The organism is Rhizobium sp. BK212, from assembly GCF_014197475.1.
Classification (GTDB): Bacteria; Pseudomonadota; Alphaproteobacteria; order Rhizobiales; family Rhizobiaceae; genus Rhizobium; species Rhizobium anhuiense.
Map to the genome: position 1 here is coordinate 379111 of NZ_JACIFS010000002.1, position 18591 is coordinate 397701.

Annotated in this window: 15 protein-coding genes and 1 other RNA gene; 7 read left to right on the forward strand and 9 right to left on the reverse strand. The window is 62.1% G+C overall.

What is annotated here, in order from left to right; genetic code table 11:
- Positions 1-4: 4 nt before the first annotated feature.
- Positions 5-1495 (forward strand): PLP-dependent aminotransferase family protein, encoded by a 1491-nt coding sequence (locus FHT79_RS06935; RefSeq protein ID WP_132572538.1) that lies wholly within the window; start codon positions 5-7, stop codon positions 1493-1495.
- A gap of 3 nt (positions 1496-1498) precedes the next feature.
- Here the strand turns inward: FHT79_RS06935 and miaA are convergent, their stop codons facing one another.
- A complete protein-coding gene (gene miaA, locus FHT79_RS06940; protein WP_047610844.1) occupies positions 1499-2395 on the reverse strand; it encodes a tRNA (adenosine(37)-N6)-dimethylallyltransferase MiaA in 897 nt (298 codons plus the stop codon).
- Here miaA and serB point away from each other — a divergent pair.
- Entirely contained in the window at positions 2394-3284 is an 891-nt protein-coding gene (serB, locus tag FHT79_RS06945; protein ID WP_047610846.1) for a phosphoserine phosphatase SerB, read from the forward strand. The two genes, miaA and serB, sit on opposite strands and share 2 nt — an antisense overlap.
- A gap of 93 nt (positions 3285-3377) precedes the next feature.
- On the opposite strand, the gene FHT79_RS06950 is transcribed toward serB, so the two are convergent.
- The 5 genes from FHT79_RS06950 to FHT79_RS06970 form a co-directional block, all read right to left on the reverse strand.
- On the reverse strand, positions 3378-5123 hold the full coding sequence (locus tag FHT79_RS06950; RefSeq protein WP_183903134.1) for a DegQ family serine endoprotease: 1746 nt from the start codon (positions 5121-5123) through the stop codon (positions 3378-3380).
- Between the two features lie 207 nt (positions 5124-5330).
- Positions 5331-6287, reverse strand: a complete 957-nt coding sequence (locus FHT79_RS06955) for a protease modulator HflC (RefSeq protein ID WP_183903135.1) — start codon at positions 6285-6287, stop codon at positions 5331-5333.
- 3 nt (positions 6288-6290) lie between these two features.
- Positions 6291-7373, reverse strand: coding sequence for an FtsH protease activity modulator HflK (gene hflK / locus FHT79_RS06960; protein WP_047610852.1), 1083 nt, complete (start codon positions 7371-7373; stop codon positions 6291-6293).
- 165 nt (positions 7374-7538) lie between these two features.
- Positions 7539-8261 carry a dihydrofolate reductase gene (locus FHT79_RS06965; protein ID WP_183903136.1) on the reverse strand — a complete coding sequence of 241 codons (723 nt, stop codon included), beginning with the start codon at positions 8259-8261 and terminating at the stop codon, positions 7539-7541.
- A gap of 107 nt (positions 8262-8368) precedes the next feature.
- A complete protein-coding gene (locus tag FHT79_RS06970) occupies positions 8369-9163 on the reverse strand; it encodes a thymidylate synthase (protein WP_183903137.1) in 795 nt (264 codons plus the stop codon).
- A gap of 111 nt (positions 9164-9274) precedes the next feature.
- Between FHT79_RS06970 and ssrA the strand changes: the two genes are divergently transcribed.
- From ssrA to FHT79_RS06990, 4 genes are all read left to right on the forward strand, one after another.
- Positions 9275-9637, forward strand: a transfer-messenger RNA (tmRNA) gene (ssrA, locus tag FHT79_RS06975).
- A 128-nt stretch (positions 9638-9765) separates the two neighbouring features.
- On the forward strand, positions 9766-10281 hold the full coding sequence (locus FHT79_RS06980; RefSeq protein WP_047610856.1) for an SspB family protein: 516 nt from the start codon (positions 9766-9768) through the stop codon (positions 10279-10281).
- A gap of 50 nt (positions 10282-10331) precedes the next feature.
- Positions 10332-10526, forward strand: coding sequence for a DUF4169 family protein (locus FHT79_RS06985; RefSeq protein ID WP_047610858.1), 195 nt, complete (start codon positions 10332-10334; stop codon positions 10524-10526).
- 106 nt (positions 10527-10632) lie between these two features.
- A complete protein-coding gene (locus FHT79_RS06990) occupies positions 10633-10857 on the forward strand; it encodes a ribbon-helix-helix domain-containing protein (RefSeq protein WP_047610860.1) in 225 nt (74 codons plus the stop codon).
- A gap of 95 nt (positions 10858-10952) precedes the next feature.
- Here the strand turns inward: FHT79_RS06990 and FHT79_RS06995 are convergent, their stop codons facing one another.
- The 3 genes from FHT79_RS06995 to FHT79_RS07005 all read right to left on the reverse strand — a co-directional run bounded on the left by FHT79_RS06995 (position 10953) and on the right by FHT79_RS07005 (position 17566).
- A complete protein-coding gene (locus FHT79_RS06995) occupies positions 10953-14663 on the reverse strand; it encodes an AsmA-like C-terminal region-containing protein (protein WP_183903138.1) in 3711 nt (1236 codons plus the stop codon).
- Between the two features lie 191 nt (positions 14664-14854).
- On the reverse strand, positions 14855-16267 hold the full coding sequence (locus tag FHT79_RS07000; protein WP_047614158.1) for an FAD-linked oxidase C-terminal domain-containing protein: 1413 nt from the start codon (positions 16265-16267) through the stop codon (positions 14855-14857).
- Between the two features lie 264 nt (positions 16268-16531).
- The gene (locus tag FHT79_RS07005; protein ID WP_183903139.1) at positions 16532-17566 is read right to left on the reverse strand and encodes an aldo/keto reductase; all 1035 of its coding nucleotides are present in this window, start codon (positions 17564-17566) and stop codon (positions 16532-16534) included.
- 92 nt (positions 17567-17658) lie between these two features.
- Here FHT79_RS07005 and FHT79_RS07010 point away from each other — a divergent pair, with 92 nt between their 5' ends.
- On the forward strand, positions 17659-18561 hold the full coding sequence (locus FHT79_RS07010) for a LysR family transcriptional regulator (protein ID WP_183903140.1): 903 nt from the start codon (positions 17659-17661) through the stop codon (positions 18559-18561).
- The last annotated feature ends 30 nt before the right edge of the window (positions 18562-18591 follow it).

The window sequence follows — 18591 nt, forward strand, 5'->3', positions numbered from 1 at the left end:
TGCGATGTCCAAACGGCGCAGCACCATCGAAATCCCGTCGCTCAACGCGATCGATCGAACGGCCAATGTCGGCCGCCAGCTTGCCCAGAGCCTGCGCAGCGCAATCGCCAGCGGCGAACTGAGGCCAGGCGAACGCCTTCCTTCGACGCGCAGCCTTGCGGCTTCGCTGAAGATCGCGCGCGGCACTGTCGTCGAGGTGTTCGATCAGTTGGTCGCCGAAGGCTATCTCGAAGCGCGGGTCGGAGCAGGAACCCGGGTTGCCGCTCATCTCCTGGACGCGATGCCGGCGCCGGCAGCACCGCCGGTCGCTGATGCTGTCGATCTGCCTCCCCCGGCTGCCCGGCTGATCGCCGTTGCCCGTGCGCTCACCCCGCACCCACCGGTTCCCTTCGCCATCGCCGTCCCGGCGTCCGGTATTGCGCCCGACGACACCTGGCGCCGCCTTGGCAATCGCGTGCGCGCGTCGAGACAGGCCGCACCCTCGGGTTACCACGACCCGATGGGTCTGCACGAGCTCAGGCTTGCCATTGCCGACCACATCCGGCGCGCGCGGGCCGTTCATTGCGAGCCGGAACAGGTCATCGTTACATCGGGCACCCAGCAAGGCCTCTATATGGCAGGCCGGGTGCTTCTCTCGCGTGACGATCCGGTATGGGCCGAAGACCCCGCCTATCCCGGGTTGACGGCAGTGCTCGACGATCTCGGCGTACGGACCCACCGCTTGCCCGTCGATGCACAGGGGATGAACGTGGAACGCGGCCTCGAACTCTGTCCGCAGGCGCGCGCCGCATTCGTCACCCCTTCGCACCAATATCCGATCGGCATGCCGCTCAGCATGGCGCGGCGCAATGCCTTGATCGCCTGGGCCGACCAGAATCGCGCCTGGATCGTCGAGGACGATTACGACAGCGAGCTGCGTTATGCCGGACACCCGTTTCCCTCGATGCAAGGATTGCGTCCGTCACGCGTCATCTATCTCGGAACCTTCAGCAAGGTGCTCTTCCCCTCCCTGCGCCTCGGCTACGTCATCGCCCCTCCTCCGCTCGTAGAAGCCTTTGCCGGCGCCCGCGCCATTCTCGACCGGCATTCGCCGATCGCAGAACAGCATGTTCTGGCGGCTTACATGCGGGAAGGCTATTTCGAGGCGCATATCCGGCGCATCCGCGGCCTCTATGCCGACCGCCGCGCTGTCCTGCTCGCAGCGCTCGAGCGGGCCTTGCCCGAGGGATGCCAGGTTCAGCCGAGCGACCAGGGCATGCACATTCTTCTGTGGCTGCCCGAGCAGGCCGACGACGTGCAACTTGCAGCACGCGCCCTATCGGCCGGCCTCGCCGTGCGGGCGATCTCCCCGATGTATGCCGCGGAGCCGGCGCGCCCCGGCCTGATGCTGGGCTTCGGCGGATTTCTTCCGGACCAGCTGCGGGCGGCGGTCGGCGAACTCGCCAAACTGCTGAGCCTGCAGATGACTGGAGCGGAAGGCCCGCGTCAGGTCTGACACTTAAGCGATCAGCCGTTCCCAGCTGTCGTCCATCTGGTTGCGGAACCATGTCATCTGCCGCTTGGCATATTGCCGCGTCGCCGCAGCACCCTTCTCCAGCACCTCGTCGCGTGTCATCTCGCCCCTCAGCATCGCCGCGATCTGCGACACGCCGATTGCCTTCATCACGGGCGCCTCGGCCGGCAGGTCGAGCGCAAGCAGCGCCCTCACCTCGTCTTCGGCGCCTTGCTGCAGCATTTTTTCGAAACGGCCGTTGATGCGTTGATGCAGCACCGCCCGGTCCGGCAGCACGACGATCTTGCGGGCCTCACCCGCGTCGATCACCACCGGTCCCGACTGGCCCTGGAAATCGGCGATCGACCGCCCCGTCGCCTTCATCACTTCCAGCGCCCGGACGATGCGCTGTCCGTCCTGGCGGTTGAGACTTGCCGCCGTGGCGGGATCGGCGTCAGCGAGCTCCGCGTACAACCCGTCCGGCCCCTCCTCCAGCAGCCGTGCCCTGAGGCTTTGCCGCAGTGTCTCCGGTATCCCGGGCATATCCGAGAGTCCGCCGGTCAGCGCCTTGAAATAAAGCCCCGTGCCGCCGACGAAGACCGGCAGCCGTCCTTCGGCCTTGAGCATCGGCAGCAGCGCCGAGACATCGCGCAGCCAGGCGCCTGTGGAATAGGCCGCCCCCGCCGGCACGTGGCCGTAGAGATGATGTGGCACGCCTTGCATCTCCCCCTCCGACGGCCGCGCCGTCAGCACCCGCAGCGTATCGTAGACCTGCATGCTGTCGGCGTTGACAACGACACCGTCATGGCGTTTGGCCAATTCGACGGCGAGCGCGGACTTGCCGCTGGCGGTCGGCCCGGTTATCAGGATCGCGTTCACTGTGCTCAGAAGGTTTTCCATCATGGCCCTCGTTGCCACGCTTGTTGCCAATCCGTCAAATCCCGTGCTGACACCCGCAATCGCCGAACAGGCGGCCGAGGTGGTGAAGGCTTCCGGCCTCTATTGGCTGGCCGACGGCATCGCCTGCGACATCGCGCTGCGCGACGGCACGGATGCGCAGGCGGCCGAGGCCAATATCCTTGCGCTCATATCAGGCGCACCGATCGACCTCGTCATCCAGGAGCAGGAGACCCGCCGCAAGAAGCTGCTGATTGCCGACATGGATTCGACGATGATCGGCCAGGAGTGCATCGACGAACTCGCCGCCGAAGTCGGCCTAAAGGAAAAGGTTGCCACCATCACCGCCCGCGCCATGAATGGCGAGATCGCCTTCGAACCTGCCCTGCGTGAGCGTGTCGCCCTGCTCAAGGGCCTGCCGCTGTCGGTCGTCGACGAAGTGATCGCCAAGCGCATCACACTTACCCCTGGTGGCCCGGAACTGATCGCCACCATGAAATCGAAAGGCCATTACACCGCCCTCGTCTCCGGCGGCTTCACGGTCTTCACCAGCCGCATCGCCGCCACCCTCGGCTTTGATGAGAACCGCGCCAACACGCTGCTCGAAGACGGCGGCATACTCTCCGGCTTCGTCGCCGAACCGATCCTCGGCAAGCAGGCGAAAGTCGATGCGCTGAACGAAATTTCGGCTCGCCTCGGCATTTCGCCGGAAGAAGCGATCGCCGTCGGCGACGGCGCCAACGACCTCGGCATGCTGCACCTCGCCGGCGCCGGCGTCGCCCTCCACGCCAAGCCCGCCGTCGCCGCGGAAGCTGAGATGCGCATCAACCACGGTGATCTCACAGCCCTGCTCTATATCCAGGGCTACCGGAAGACGGATTTCGTGACGGCTTGAAGACCGACGTGGCACACCCTCATCCCTATGCTCGTCACAGGAATGGGCGAGAGTTGGAGACGACGGCGGTAATTCACCACCGCCGCAACTTTCTTATTCCATCGGCACCGCCACGAACCGGAGATCGCCATTCGCCGATGCGATCATAAGCTGGGCGTTGCGGCGGCCTTCCTGTTTCAGCGCCTGCACCTTGGCGGCGACCGCATCCGGCGACTTCATGAACTCCTGCGCCACTTCGACGATCACATCGCCGGGCTTCAGCCCCTTTTCGGCCGAGGCGGAGCCGGGCGTCACCTCTGTCACGACGACGCCGTCGACGCTCTCGGCGATGCCGAAAGCCTTGCGCGTCTCGGGGCTCAAAAGCGACAGCGACAGGCCGAGCACGTTCTTCGGCGTTGCCGCATCCGGCGCCACCTGACCCTTATGCTGGTCCGGCGTGCCGGGTTCGGGCTGGACCTGATCGCCGCTGTCAGGCTGGTCCATGTCATTGTTTTCGCCGGGATCCGGCGTGATCACGCCGTCGTCCTGCGAGCCATCGGGCGCCGCATCGCCGGATGCGGCCGCCTGATCGCTGTCTTCGAGCCGGCCAAGCTTCACCTTGACGGTCTGCTCCTTGCCGTCGCGCAGCACCACCACGTCGACTTCCTTGCCGACCGTGCTTTCCGCCACGACGCGCGGCAGGTCGCGCATTTCGCTGACGGTCTTGCCGTCGAATTTCAAGATGACGTCGCCTGCCTTGATCGAGCCATCGTCGACGGGTCCGCCCTTGATGACGCCGGCGACCAGCGCGCCCTTTGCGCTGTCGAGCCCGAGGCTGTCGGCGATATCGTCGGTCACCGGCTGGATGCGCACGCCGAGCCAGCCGCGCCGCGTCTCGCCATATTCGCGCAACTGGTCGACGACGCCGGACGCAAGCTCCGACGGCACCGAGAAGCCGATGCCGATCGAACCGCCGCTCGGCGAGATGATCGCCGTGTTGATGCCGATCACTTCACCCTTCATGTTGAAGAGCGGTCCACCGGAATTGCCCTTGTTGATCGCCGCATCCGTCTGGATGAAGTTGTCATAGGGGCCGGCATTGATATTGCGGCCGCGGCCGGAAATGATGCCTACCGTCACCGAACCGCCGAAGCCGAACGGATTGCCGATGGCCATCACCCAGTCGCCGATGCGCATCGTGCTGGAATCGCCGAATTTCACGGATTTCAGCGGCGCCTTCGGCTCGACCTTCAGCACGGAAAGATCGGTCTTCGTATCCGTGCCGATCAGCTTCGCCTTGAGTTTCGAACCATTGGCGAAATTGATCTCGATGTCGTCGGCGCCCTCGATCACGTGATTGTTGGTGACGATATAACCGGCCGGATCGATGACGAAGCCGGAGCCGAGCGAGCTGACATTGTGGTTGCCGCCCTTGTTGCCCTGCTGCTTGTTGAAGAAATCGTTGAAAAACTCCTGGAACGGCGAGCCGTCGGGCGCACGCGGCGCCGGGCCGGCCCCCTCGTCGTCCTTCACATTCTGCGAGGTCGAGATATTGACCACGGCATCGAGCAGCCCCTCGGCGAGATCGGCGACCGAAGCCGGGCCGTTGTTTGGCGTGACGGCCTGGATCGGGGCGATCTGCTGTGGCGCGGCGGGTGCGGGCGGCGTGGGCGTAGGAGCAGCCGCCTCCGGAGCAGCCGCCTCCGGAGCAGCCGGAGCGGGCGTGGCAACCCCGGGAGCGGCCGTCTCAGGTGCGGTTTGCGCATAGGCAATCCCGTTCATGCCGGCATGCGCAAGAATTGCAGCGCTGGCCATAAGCGCGAGCGTTCGTCTGAAGGGCGAGCGTTTCGTGGGGGCCATCAAGCTTCCTCATAAGGGGTAAATGCGCACATTGAGCACCAGCATAAGGCGGAATGATGGAGGGTGAAATCACCTTTTCGCGAAATCCCCGTGCAATGTGACGTGGCCTCGCAAATGCCGGATCATCTCAATCATCCCACAAAAAAAGGGCCGGCACTCGGGCCGGCCCTTCGAGGATTGTCGGGATGCGATCGGCATCCCTTGCCGTCAGTTCGCCGGCTGGGCGGGTGCTGCGGGAACAGCTGCAGCCGGTGCGGCCGGATTTGCCGGTGACGGCTGCATCGTGCCGGCGGCATTGTCGAAAAAGCGGAAAAATTCCGAATTCGGCGACAGCACCAGCGTTGTGTCCTGCGACGAAAGCGCCGAGGAATAGGCCGCCATCGAGCGATAGAACTCGAAGAAGGCTTGATCCTTGCTGAACACTTCGGCGAAGACGCGGTTGCGTTCGGCATCGCCCTGGCCCCGAAGGATTTCAGCATCGCGCTGGGCGCCTGCGGTGAGCTCGACAACCTGGCGGTCGGCGACGGCCCGGCGCCGCTGGCCTTCCTCATTGCCTTCGGCACGGATACGCTCGGCCTCGGCAAGGCGTTCCGAACGCATGGCATTATAGGTGTTCGGCGCAACCTCCGGCGAAAGGTCGGTACGGCGGATGCGAACGTCGTCTATATGCAGGCCGAGATTTTCGGCATCTGTGCGCAGGTCGTCGCGAATTTCCAGCATCATCGCGACACGCTCTTCCGAGAGTGCGGCATTGTAGTCACGCAGACCGTAGACGCGGCGAAGCGATGAATCGAGCTGCGCCCTCAGCCGCGCTTCCGCGGCCTCACGATCACCCGATACCGTCTCGCGGAAACGACGGACATCCGAGATATTGTAGATCACGAAGGCATCGACGTCGAAGGTCTGGCCGTCCTGGACCTGAACCCGGATATTGTCGAGATCGAGCCTCAGCGCCTGCTTTTCGACCAACTGAACGCGGTCGGCATCCATGAAGCCGAACGGCAGCTTGAAGTAAATGCCAGGCTCGGTCTTGACCGACTGGATCTGGCCGAAACGGACGACAATGGCCTGCTCGCGCGCATTCACCACGAAGATGGACGAATAGAGCCCGACCAGCACGATGGCGAGGATGAGGAGAATGATGGGAAGTCTGTTCGATGTCATGACTCAACCTCCCTGCTGCGCCGGTTTGCCGAGCTCGTTGAGCGGCAGATAGGGCAACACGCCCTGCTTCTCATCGATGATGACCTTCTTCGAGTTCTTCAGCACCTGCTCCATCGTTTCGAGGTACAACCGCTTGCGGGTTACGTCAGGCGCCTTCGAATATTCGTCGTTGATCGCAGTGAAACGCTGCGCTTCACCTTCCGCCTCTTTCACGACGCGGTCCTTGTAGGCGGCGGCATCTTCACGGATTCTGGCCGCATCGCCTCGCGCCTGGCCAAGCTTCTGGTTGGTGTAGCGATTGGCCTCCTCGATCGTGCTATCGCGGTCACGGCCGGCACGCTGCACCTCTTCGAAAGCATCGGCGACTTCCCGCGGCGGCGCCACGTTCTGGATCGTCACGCCGGTGACGGTCACGCCGGCGCCATAGCGGTTCATGGTATCCTGCAGAATATTGAGCACATCCACTTCGATCGGCTGGCGATTGCTGCGGAAGGCGTCCTGGGCCGGACGCCGGCCGACGATTTCGCGCATGGCGCTGTCGGAAACCTGCTGCAGGGTCTCTGCCGGATTTTCGACGTTGAAGAGATAGGCCTTCGGATCACTGACCGTGTAGAAGACGGCGAACTGCACGTTGATGACGCTCTTGTCGCTGGACAGCATCAGGCCGTTCGAAGACGAGGCCGAGGTCGCCCCGATATTCAGCTGTTGCACGGTCACCTTGACCGTCTCGACGGTTTCCATCGGCCAGAAATGGAAATGCAGGCCGGGCATCGAGATCTCTTCCTTCGGCTTGCCGAACCGCAGCTCGACGCCGCGTTCGTCCGGCTGCACCACGTAGATGCACTGGATCAGCCAGAACACCGCGAGGATCGCCACGACGATCACCGCCACGCCGCCGTTGAAACCGCCGGGAACGATGTTGCGCAGCTGGTCCTGGCCGCGCCGGATGATATCTTCCAGATCGGGCGGTCCGCCCTTGCCGCCGCCACCGCGCGGGCGGTTCGGCCCCTGGCCCCATGGTCCCTGATTATTACCGCCGCCGCCGCCCCAAGGGCCGCCGCCGCCATTCTGATTGCTCCAGGGCATCAAAACCTCGTTGTTCGTTAAGTCTTCCACACATCCGGAACCGTGGGGGCTGACCGGCGGATGCGTTGGTGACCGTTATAGGTATCGCCGCATCGGCTTTCAACGCAACGTGGGAAACTTGGTCAATTTAATTGGAAAATAGTTCATTTTCAGGCGTGTCGGCGTTCAAGATCTAGTGGAACGCGTATCCTCTGGGAAGAACTCGTACTGCACGCCTTCACTGTCGGAAGCGACGACTTTCTTCTCATACAACTCAAAGTATTTATCGAAATCCGGCTCCCGCCCCATAAACTCTTCTTTAGATTTGAATCTATGTTCTGGCTTTCGCCTCTCGTAACGGGTTATGCGAAACGGAAATTGGTCGTGTTCACTCTTGGGGTATTCGTCCTCAAATCCACGCTTCCATTCGGACTTTGATCCAACCGCATCCTTCTCGAAGTCAGTTTCAAATTTAGCATCCCCATTGATAGGACCACAGAAGACTTCAGTCAGAAAAACCTGATTTATATAACGTTCAAATATCTTGTATATCTGCTCTCCGCCAATAACAAAAAACTCAAGCTTGCCAGCTATTATTGAGCTTACATCAGCGAATAACAAAGCCGTCTCAACATCTCTCGCCCATCTAACGTCAGGTGAGTTAGAAAGGACTTCAGATCGCGACAGTACAATATTTGCTCGATTTGGCAGAGGCCGACTTCCAAGTGATTCAAAGGTCTTTCGGCCCATAATAATGGCATGGCCAGACGTTCTTCTCTTGAAAATCTGAAGATCAGTACGCAGGTGCCATGGCAATCGGTTCTCAATGCCAATGATATTGTCCGGATAACTGCGAGCAACTATTGATGTTGCCGACGGCATTTTTACCCGTTTTCTTTTGATTCTCATTGACTGCAATCTTTGGTTGCAACTCGCTTATGCAGTCTGGTTATATTACGGAGAGGTCGCATTCAAGTCGAATGTGGCTAATTAAAATTAAAACTGCGAATGAAGTATCAGACGGCGATCGGCGCCTTGATGCTGGCATCGGCCTCGTAGCCGATCAGCTCGAAATCGTCGAAGGTGAAGCCGAAAATGTCCTTCACATCAGGATTGATGCGCATGAAGGGCAGCGGCTTCGGCCGGCGCGCCAGCTGCAGCTTCGCCTGGTCGAAATGATTGTGATAAAGATGGGCGTCGCCGAGCGTGTGGACGAAATCGCCGGGCTTCAGCCCGGTCACCTGGGCCACCATCATCGTCAGCAGCGCATAGGAAGCGATGTTGAACGGCACGCCGAGGAAGATATCGGCCGAGCGCTGGTAGAGCTGGCAGGAAAGCTTGCCATCGGCCACATAGAACTGGAACAGGCAATGGCAGGGCGGCAGCGCCATTTCATCCACTTCGGCCGGGTTCCAGGCCGAGACGATATGGCGGCGTGAATTCGGGCTGTTGACGATGCCTTTGACGAGATTGGCGATCTGGTCGATATGGCCGCCATCCGGCGCCGGCCAGGAGCGCCACTGGGCGCCGTAGACAGGCCCGAGATCACCGTTTTCGTCGGCCCATTCGTCCCAGATAGAAACGCCATTCTCCTTGAGATAGCGGATATTCGTCTCGCCCTTCAGGAACCAGAGAAGCTCGTGGATGATCGAGCGCAGATGCAGTTTCTTTGTGGTGAGGACAGGAAAGCCCTCTTCGAGGTCGAAGCGCATCTGGTAGCCGAAGACCGAGCGCGTGCCGGTGCCGGTGCGGTCGCCCCGGTCGGAGCCCTTGTCCATCACATGGTTCAGGAGATCGAGATATTGCTTCATGTCGCGCTGATTCCGTTTGCCCCAATTTAAGCCCTCAGCGGCGGGAAACCAATCGCCACCGGGCATTTTCCCAATGTTTCTGATGGGCCGCATAACGCTTTTATGACGTTTGCCCTTTCCTTGGGCTGAGGAAACCACTATATCACCCTTGCCGGCTTTCGGGTCGGCTATGGCGATAAATGAGCGGTGTAATAAACCTATTGGACCCGGGGGCGGTACCCGGCGCCTCCACCAAAAACCGGCGGCCTCGAAGGCCGGCTTTTGATGGGGGCGAAACAGGATCGACAAGGGTGTAAAGATCGTCTTTTTGCTCGGCATTGTACCGCCGTTATCGGGCTAAAATTGTAGTTGCAAACGACAACTATGCGGAAGCTCGTCTCGCTGCTTAATCGCGGTGTGACACTTCAATCAAAGTCCTAGTGGTTCGCACCTCTAGGCGGGGTCCGAAGGCACCTGGCAACAGAAGCCTTCACCTTCTCCCTGCCGCCGAAATCATGTATGCTGCTTCAAAACGTGACTCGGCTCCGGTCTTTCCCAAGGCGCCTGGACGTGGCATATAACCTTGTGAAAAGACTTCCGAACCGACGAAAGACAGGAAAAGCATGGGGCAGGATCATATCCGCTACGACATTCTGGCACAGGATGCACTTCGCGGCGTCATCCGCAAGGTTTTGGCGGAAGTCGGCGCGACCGGCCGTCTGCCTGGCGACCATCACTTCTTCATCACCTTCCTCACCGGTGCCGCCGGCGTACGCATCTCCCAGCACCTGAAGTCGAAATATCCCGAGCAGATGACCATCGTCATCCAGCACCAGTTCTGGGACCTGAAGATCACCGAGACGCATTTCGAGATCGGCCTTTCCTTCTCAGACGTTCCGGAAAAGCTGGTCATCCCGTTCAATGCGATCCGCGGCTTCTACGATCCCTCTGTCAATTTCGAACTCGAATTCGACGTGCCGCTGGCCGATGGCGAGGAGCTGCCATCAGGCGAGATCACCGCTTATCCTGTCGATGCGGCTGCAAAGCCCGATGACGCGGCGGGCGCGAAACCTGCCGACGGCGAAGAGAAGAAGCCGGGCTCCGTCGTCTCGCTCGACTCCTTCCGCAAGAAGCAGTGATTTGAAGGGAGGCCAAGCCTCCCTTTTTCATAGGGAATTCAGGCAACCGCATGAGCGCCGAAATCATCAATCTGCGCCAGTTCCGCAAGAAGCAGGCCCGCTCCGAAAAGGAAAAGCAGGCTGAGCAGAACCGCATTTCCTTCGGCCGCACCAAGGTCGAAAAGCAGCTGACCCGCAGCTTGAACGACAAGGCCGACAAGGCCCATCGCGACGGCCGTATCGAAACGGATGACGACGGCGCGTGACGCTTTCACCGACGGCTTGAAGAGCCGGAATGGATTCCGCAATCAACCACTTGCACGGCCGCCTTGAATCGATCTTCGAACCCGATCGAAACGCGAAACAGCCTTCATGATCCGCAAGCATTCGGCAACATTGCACGGCCATCGCACCAGTTTCTCGCTGGAGGATGAATTCTGGGCCGAGCTGAAGACCATCGCCGCATGCCGCTCGATGCCGCTTGCCGCGCTGATCTCCGAGATCGACGACCACCGTCCTGCCGACAGCAACCTGTCCTCGGCGCTGCGGCTCCACGTGCTCGCCTGGGCGAAGGCCGGCGGCGACCGCCGGACCTGATACATATTGCTTAAGATCGCATGGCGCTTTGTGACGGCGACATCAATGAAAACAAAGAGCTGAGGCGCGTCGCATGAATCAAATTCTATCCGCCGTCACTGCGCCTGAACGCCCGGCAGCTGGTCGAAATTGAGCGGACCGGGCTGCGCCTGCCCGCTACGGCGCGCCGCTTCCGCCTCGGCAGCGGCCCTTGCTTGCGCATCCGCCTTGGCTTTGGCTTCCGCCACACGCGCGGCCTCCGCCTCGGCAGCCGCCTTCTGTACCGCTGCCGCCTGCGCCAATGCGCGCAGCCGCTCTTCTTCCGCCCGACGTTGTTGCTCGATCTCGGCTGCCCGGACTCGCTCCGCGTCGTTGAACCGGTAGAGCGCCACCTCGCGGCGCAGCCGCTGCTTTTCGAGCACGATCGCCTGCAGCCGCTCGACCCGCCGGCGCTCGCGCTCAAAGGCACGCAGCGACAGATAGCTGGTGATATCGGTCACATCCATCGTCTTGCCGGGCGATGGCAGCATGCCGGAAAAATTCAGCCTGAGCGCCGGCTCGGCGCCGGAAAGCGCTTCCGTGCCGGGATTAAGGCCAACAGCCAGCGTCGCGCTGATCCGTTCCTCCGGCAGCGCGATCTGCGCATCGGCGGTGATGCGGGCGAGATCGTTGGCGACGGTGACATTCTGCACCCTCAGCGTGCCGTCGGTGATGTTGAAGGGAATACCGAGCGGCGGCAGCTTCGCCTCGCCGTTGCTGAGCAAAGTCTCGACGATCGGATGCACCTTGCCGGCATTGATCTGCTCCTGCATCGTGTCGGTTGCGGCAAGCAGCGGCGGAAGGATGGCGAGGTTCAGCCCACGTATGCTGGTATCGCCGAGCCTCAATTCGCCCGAACCATTGAGCGAGCTGGCGATCTCGCCGATCGTCTTGCCCGAGGCCTCCATCGACAGCGACAAACCGAACTTGCCGTTGGCGATCGGCGCGCCATCGCGCAGCCAGACGATGCCGGAAAGATCGGAATCGGCAAGCGCAAGCTTCGTCTGCAGGAAACCGGTGCCGTTGGCATTGGTGAAGAGCAGGTTGCCGGAGAGTTTTCCGCCGTCCCAGTTGCCGGCCATGTCGTTGAGCTGCAGCTCATCGCCCTTGTAGGCGACGTTGCTGGTAAAGTCGGACACCGCAGTTTCCGGCAGGCCGGGCCAGAACTCCTTGGCCGTCAGCTTCACGTTGACGTCGAGATCCTTGAAGATGGGCAGTCCCAGCGGCGCCGTCGTCAGCTGACCGTTGGCCGGATCGACGATCTGGCCGAACACTGCCTCGCCGAGCCAGCCGGCATCGGCCTTCGAAAGGGTCAGCCCGCCGCTCGCCGTCGTCTTCGTAGCCTTCCGGTCGAAGCTCAGCCCGCCTGAAAATTCGTTGTCGGCCGCATGACCCTTGAGATCGGAAAAGACGATCTTGTCGCTGTCGACGGCGGCATTGACCTGCAGGCCGAACGGCAGCCCCGTCCCAGTCTGCGGCAGGGCGATGCCGTTCATGATCAGATATGGGTCGATATCGGCGCTGTCGAGCGAAAGGGCGATCCGGCCGTTCATGAAGGTTTCCGGCCGGACATCGACCTTGCCGTTGGCCGTGAACGAGGTCCGGTCGGTCGCAAAGGTCAGCGCCGCATCGGCGGGATCGTTGCCCGATGCCTTCACCTTCAGCGTCAGGCGGCCGTTGGCGCCGACATCGACCGGCAGCGGGTCGAGCCCGGCCTGGCCGAACAGGATGGACGGCACGGCGTTTTCGAGGGTCGCCTCCAGGCTCGTCGTGCCGTTGCCGGTCAGCGCCAAGAGGTCGGACATGCGGTAATCGAGATTGACGCGGCTGCCGTTCGAGACGCCGGCAAGCGTCACCGTCAGCGCGTCGCCCTCGTCGCCGCCGAGCGTCAGCGCCCCGCGAAGCGCGGTATTACCGTACCAGCCGGCATTGCGCACCAACCGGTCGAGTACCGGGTGGTGCGGCAGATGCTCGCGCAGCATAGTGAAGAAGCCGCCGGGATCGGCGGATTTGAAGGTAATCTCACCCGCGCCCTTGTAATCGAGCAGTGAACCTTCCGCCCTGCCCGTCGCCGTCAGCTCGGCGCCTGCGATATTCTTGATCGACAGCCGGTCGACGGCAAGCTCCCCATCGGCAATCGTGAAGGTGGTCTCGACATTCTCGGCATTGACGCCGAAGGCGGTGAACTTGTCCGCCTTGAGCTGGGCGGCGATCTTGTGGTCGAGCACGTTGTCGCCGGCGTCTTGACCGGTCATCAGCCCGCTCAGCGCCTGCAGCGCGTCGAGATCGAGCGTATCGCCATTCAACGCCACAGACAGCGTCGGCGTCTGGCCGGAAATCGCCTGGCGCTCCAGTCGGCCCTTCAGCGTCGCCGGTCCGATGGCGATCTCGAGATTTTCGAAACGCTGCAATTCATGCGTCAGGCTGACATTGGCGGAAAAGCCCGCCTGCCGTAATTGCCGGATGGCCGGATCGACCGAGCCGGCAAGCCAGGAGGCAAGTCCCGTCGGCTGGCTCGAAGCCACCACGATCTGGCCGTTGAAGGAGGCTTCGCCCTGAAGCTGGAGCTTGCCCTTGCCTTCCACCTGCGTGCGCCCCGGCAACGTGCCGGTGGCGCTGTCGATCATCCAGCCTGTTCCGGCCGGCTCCAGCTCCAGCTGCACGTCACGCAGCGTCGTATCGCCGGCGACGATGGCCGGCAGCTTGACGCTCGCCTTGCCCGGCACCTGCGGGATTGGCACCTGCCCGACGATATCGATCAGCGAATTCAGACGCTGGCGCGCCGAAACCGCCGCATCCCGCGTCGTCTTGCCGGCCGCGCCCTGATTGCCGATACGGTTGACGTCAATCTGCTGGCCGTCGGCGGTCAACAGGAATTCCGGCGCATTGCCGGTATCGAGCGTCGCCTCGCCAGTTATGACATAGGGATCGTCCGTCGGGCCGATCTCCATCCGGTATTCGGGAATGCGGATGCGTTCGTTGGTCAGCTCGAAGCGGCCCTTGACGCGCGGCGGCTGCTCATTCTTGTCGGCCGGCCTGGCGCTGTTGCGGGTCTCGATCGCCGCCGAAAGCTGGCCTTGATAATTCGGCTTGCTGTCGACGAGCTTTAGCTCGCCGTCAAGATCGACGCTGACGGGCTGCTTGTCCGGCGAAAGCTTCGTGCGCATGCGCAGCACGCCCTTCTCATCCGGCTGGCTGCTCGAGATCGAGAAACTGCCGTGTTCGCCGTCGAGCGCCGCATCGCCTTCGATGCGCCAGGGTCCGGCCAGCGACTTCGCCGACATTTCCGCATTGAGGCCGGTGATGCGGCGCGAGCGGCCCGACTGGTCGTCGACGAACTCGACTTCACCGCCGCTGACATGCACATTTTCGAGAACGACGGTCTTTGCCGGTATTTCAGCGCGGCTGCCGCGCATCCAGTCGAGCGTGCCATCCTTGAGCAATCTCAGGCGCACCTTCGGATTGACGACACGCATGTCGAAGATCAGCGCCTCGCCCGACAGGAAAGGCGCGAGTTCCGCATCCATGGAGAACTGCTCGACCTTGACGATCGGCGTGCCGTCCACTTCCTGGCCAACGCGCACGTCGTGCAGCGTGACCGACGGAAACGGCAGCAGGCGCGCGTCCACCGTGCCGTAGACGGTGACTTTCTTGCCGATGATGCGGCTTGCCTGATCCTCGAAATTCTTGCGGAAATCCGTCCAGTCGATGAACAGTGGCGCAAGCAGCGCCACAAACAGCACTACGACGATCACTCCCCCCAGAAAGACGAGGAACCGGCCTACCAATGCAAGGAGTCTCCATTCGGGATTCTGTTGCCGACACTAGAGCAATTCCAGCACAAGTGCACAGCGGTTTTGCGTCCGGAGTTGCGGAAAAACAAAAAGATAGAGCATTTCCGCAGCTTGGAAAAAAACGGAAATGCTCTAGCGCCGTTCATGCCGGGGGCAAGGCCCAACTTCATGAGAATATTCCGTTTTCAGCCATGGTGGAAAATCTTGCCGGGATTGAAGATATCGTCCGGATCGAGCGCCTGTTTCACCTGTCGCATCAGATCCACCGCGCCTCCGAGCTCCTGTTCCAGAAACGCCATTTTGCCTTGCCCGATCCCGTGTTCACCGGTGCATGTCCCGTCCATGTCGAGCGCTCGCCGGTTAAGCCGCTGCACGAAGCTCTCGGCCCTGGCGATGTCCTCGGCACTGCTGTCGTCAAACAGCAGCAGCACATGGAAGTTGCCATCGCCGGCATGGCCGACGATCGGCCCCAGCAGCCCGTGTTCCTCGATATCCGCCTGCGTTTCGGAAACACAATCGGCGAGCTTCGATATCGGAACACAAACATCGGTCGAAAGTGCGGCAAGCCCGGGCGCCAGGGCCCTTGCAGCCCAATAGGCGTCGTGGCGCGCTTTCCAGAGCTTCGTCCGCTCCTCGGCATTGGCGGTCCACAGGAATTCGCCGCCACCGCATTCCGCCGCGATCTCGGCAAAGGCCGCCGATTGCAGCGGCACCGTCTCGTCGGTGCCGTGGAATTCGAGGAACAGCGTCGGGCTCTCGGCATAGGAGAGCTTGGAATAGGCGTTGCAGGCCCGCATCTGCACCGTATCGAGCAACTCGATGCGCGCCACCGGAATGCCCATCTGGATCGTCATGATGACGGCATCGCAGGCAGCCTTGATGCTCGGGAAGGCACAGGCTCCGCCGGCGATCTTCTGCGGGATCGCCTGCAGGCGCAGCGTCACCGAGGTCAGGATGCCGAGCGTGCCCTCGGCGCCGACGAAGAGCCGCGTCAGGTCGTAGCCGGCGGAAGATTTGCGGGCGCGCCGGGCCGTGCGGATTTCCTCGCCACTGGCGGTGACCGCGGTGACGGCAAGGACATTGTCCTTCATCGTCCCATAGCGCACGGCATTAGTGCCGGAAGCCCGCGTCGAGGCCATGCCGCCAATCGAGGCGTTGGCGCCGGGATCGATCGGGAAGAACAGGCCGGTATCGCGAAGGTGGATGTTCAGCGCCTCGCGCGTCACACCCGGCTCAACGGTGCAGTCGAGATCTTCGGGATTGACCTCGAGCACCCGGTTCATGCGGCTGAAATCGATCGAAATGCCGCCATTGGCGGCGTTGACCTGCCCCTCCAGAGAGGTGCCGACGCCGAAGCCGATCACCGGCACCTTGTGGGTCGCACACGCCCTGACCGCCGCCTTCACATCCTCAGCGCTCTCCGCAAAGAGCACCCCGTCCGGCAGTTGCGACGGGATATAGGTGGTCGTGTGGGCATGCTGCTCGCGGAACGACTGGCCGGTCTGGAAGCGCTCGCCGAAGCTCTGTTTGAGAATGCCGAGCACGGCAGCTATGCCCGCCTCGTTGCGTGTGCCGGCCTTCGCGTCCTTCAGCGCCATTCCTTTGATCTCCCTGCTATTCCGCAGAAACCCTATCATGTCTCGCAGGCTACAGCGCCGCGGTCTTTTCAGACGCGCAAAGGACGCTGTAGGACTTTAAAATTGCTGCATAATTTCATCCTTAATTCGATTCCGATTTAAGGAATTATGCAGCAGGCTGGGTATGCGGCAAGTCAAAGCGGCTGTCCAGTTAAGATTGGCAGAAGATTTCATTCCCCTTTTGTTATAGGCCGGCTGTTATAGCCAAGTTCGCCTTTCGACACCTCAGACGAGCGGCGGATTGAGCCGCGCAAAACCCTCCTGCCGCCGATAGGGGAAATAGGGATAGGGCGCAGTGACAGTGCTGACGGCGTCGAGCCTTTCGATCTGGTCTTTCGACAGGCTCCAGCCGACCGCGCCGAGGTTCTGCCGGAGTTGTTCCTCATTGCGGGCGCCGATGATGACGCTCGACACCGTCGGCCGGCCGAGCAGCCAGTTGATGGCGATCTGCGGCACCGTCCGGCCGGTCTCGGCCGCGATGGCGTCCAGCACCTCGACGATGTCGAACAGCTTCTCGTCATCGACCGGCGGGCCGTATTGCGCCGTCTCGTGCAGCCGGCTTGCCTTGGGTAGCGGCTGGCCGCGGCGGATCTTGCCGGTCAGCCGTCCCCAGGCAAGCGGGCTCCAGACGAGAGCTCCCACACCCTGGTCCGCGCCAAGCGGCATCAGTTCCCATTCGTAATCGCGCCCAGCCAGCGAATAATAGACCTGATGGGCGACATAGCTGGGATAACCGTGACGCTCGGCGGCGGCGAGCGACTTCATCAGCTCCCAACCGGCAAAATTGGAAACGCCGACATAGCGGATCTTGCCTGCGGCGACGAGGCCGTCGAGCGTCGACAGCACCTCCTCGATCGGCGTCGAGGCATCGAAGGCGTGAAGCTGCAAGAGGTCAATATAGTCGGTTCCGAGCCGGCGCAGCGCATCTTCGGTCGCGCGGATCAGCCGCGCCCGCGACGTTCCCCAGTCCTGCGGCCCCTCGCCCATCGGCAGCGCCGTCTTCGTCGAGATCAGCACCGCGTCGCGCCGGCCACGGATCGCCTGGCCGAGCACCTCTTCGGAAGCGCCGGCCGAATAGACGTCGGCCGTGTCGAAGAGATTGACGCCGGCTTCGAGGCAGATGTCGACGAGACGGCGCGCCTCTTCCGCATCGGTATTGCCCCAGGCGCCGAACAGCGGACCGTTGCCGCCGAATGTGCCTGCGCCGAAGCTCAACACCGGCACCCTGAGGCCGGATGCACCGAGATTTCTGTAATCCATCGATCTGTCTCCTGTATTTCCTCTGAGATAGACCTTGGCCAGCTTGTGATATAGATTGCCTGAAAGAAAATCATCTGTGACTTGAATTCATCATGAGCCGTCAGGACATCAACCGCTCCGGCGAAATGGAAGTCTTCGTCAGCGTCGTCGAGCGCGGCGGTTTTTCCGCGGCCGCCACGGCCCGGCGTATGACGCCGTCGGCCGTCAGCAAGCTCGTCGCCCGGCTGGAGACGCGCCTCGGCGCCCGCCTGGTCAACCGCTCGACCCGCAAGCTGCAGCTGACGCCGGAAGGCTGCGCCTTCTACGAGCGCTGCATCGCCATCCTTGCCGATATCGCCGAGGCCGAACGTCAGGCCTCGACAGGCGAGCAGGCTTCGGGCCGCATCCGCATCAACACCAGCGGCTCCTTCGGCAATCATGTGCTGGCGCCGCTGATGCCCGCCTTCATGGCGCTTCATCCGGCCGTGACGCTGGATATTTCCCATACCGACAGAATAGTCGACCTGATGGAGGAGCGCGCCGATGTCGCGATCCGCGCCGGCCCCCTGAAGAATTCCAGTCTGATCGCCCGAAAGCTCGGCGCCACCGGCAAGATCATCGTCGCATCGGCGGATTATCTCTCGCGTCATGGCGAACCACGCACTGTCGCCGATCTCCGCCGCCATTGCCGCATCGGCTTTTCCTACGCCCGCGCCGTCGAGGGCTGGCCGTTGCACGAAGACGGCGAGACCGTAACCATCCCGATCACCCCCGGCGTGCAGGTGACAGACGGCGAAGCCATGCGGCACCTCGCTCTGTCAGGCGCCGGCCTTGCCCGCCTCGCCGCCTTCACCGTGCGCGCCGATATCGATGCCGGGCGTCTGGTGCCGGTGCTCGAAGAGGCCAATCCCGGCGATCTCGAGGAATTCTACGCCCTCTACATGGGCCAGGGTGGGCCGCTGCCGGCACGGGTCCGCGCACTGCTCGATTTCCTCGTCAGCCACGTGCGTTTTTGAGGGCAGATCAACCGAAACCGCTCAGTGGCT

Bases quoted from the DNA above. Each gene is read 5' to 3' on its own strand.
- FHT79_RS06935 (WP_132572538.1), top strand. From the start codon at position 5: ATGTCCAAACGGCGCAGCACCATCGAAATCCCGTCGCTCAACGCGATC.
- serB (WP_047610846.1), top strand. From the start codon at position 2,394: ATGGCCCTCGTTGCCACGCTTGTTGCCAATCCGTCAAATCCCGTGCTG.
- miaA (WP_047610844.1), bottom strand. From the start codon at position 2,395: ATGATGGAAAACCTTCTGAGCACAGTGAACGCGATCCTGATAACCGGG.
- FHT79_RS06950 (WP_183903134.1), bottom strand. From the start codon at position 5,123: ATGGCCCCCACGAAACGCTCGCCCTTCAGACGAACGCTCGCGCTTATG.
- FHT79_RS06955 (WP_183903135.1), bottom strand. From the start codon at position 6,287: ATGACATCGAACAGACTTCCCATCATTCTCCTCATCCTCGCCATCGTG.
- hflK (WP_047610852.1), bottom strand. From the start codon at position 7,373: ATGCCCTGGAGCAATCAGAATGGCGGCGGCGGCCCTTGGGGCGGCGGC.
- FHT79_RS06965 (WP_183903136.1), bottom strand. From the start codon at position 8,261: ATGAGAATCAAAAGAAAACGGGTAAAAATGCCGTCGGCAACATCAATA.
- FHT79_RS06970 (WP_183903137.1), bottom strand. From the start codon at position 9,163: ATGAAGCAATATCTCGATCTCCTGAACCATGTGATGGACAAGGGCTCC.
- FHT79_RS06980 (WP_047610856.1), top strand. From the start codon at position 9,766: ATGGGGCAGGATCATATCCGCTACGACATTCTGGCACAGGATGCACTT.
- FHT79_RS06985 (WP_047610858.1), top strand. From the start codon at position 10,332: ATGAGCGCCGAAATCATCAATCTGCGCCAGTTCCGCAAGAAGCAGGCC.
- FHT79_RS06990 (WP_047610860.1), top strand. From the start codon at position 10,633: ATGATCCGCAAGCATTCGGCAACATTGCACGGCCATCGCACCAGTTTC.
- FHT79_RS07000 (WP_047614158.1), bottom strand. From the start codon at position 16,267: ATGGCGCTGAAGGACGCGAAGGCCGGCACACGCAACGAGGCGGGCATA.
- FHT79_RS07005 (WP_183903139.1), bottom strand. From the start codon at position 17,566: ATGGATTACAGAAATCTCGGTGCATCCGGCCTCAGGGTGCCGGTGTTG.
- FHT79_RS07010 (WP_183903140.1), top strand. From the start codon at position 17,659: ATGAGCCGTCAGGACATCAACCGCTCCGGCGAAATGGAAGTCTTCGTC.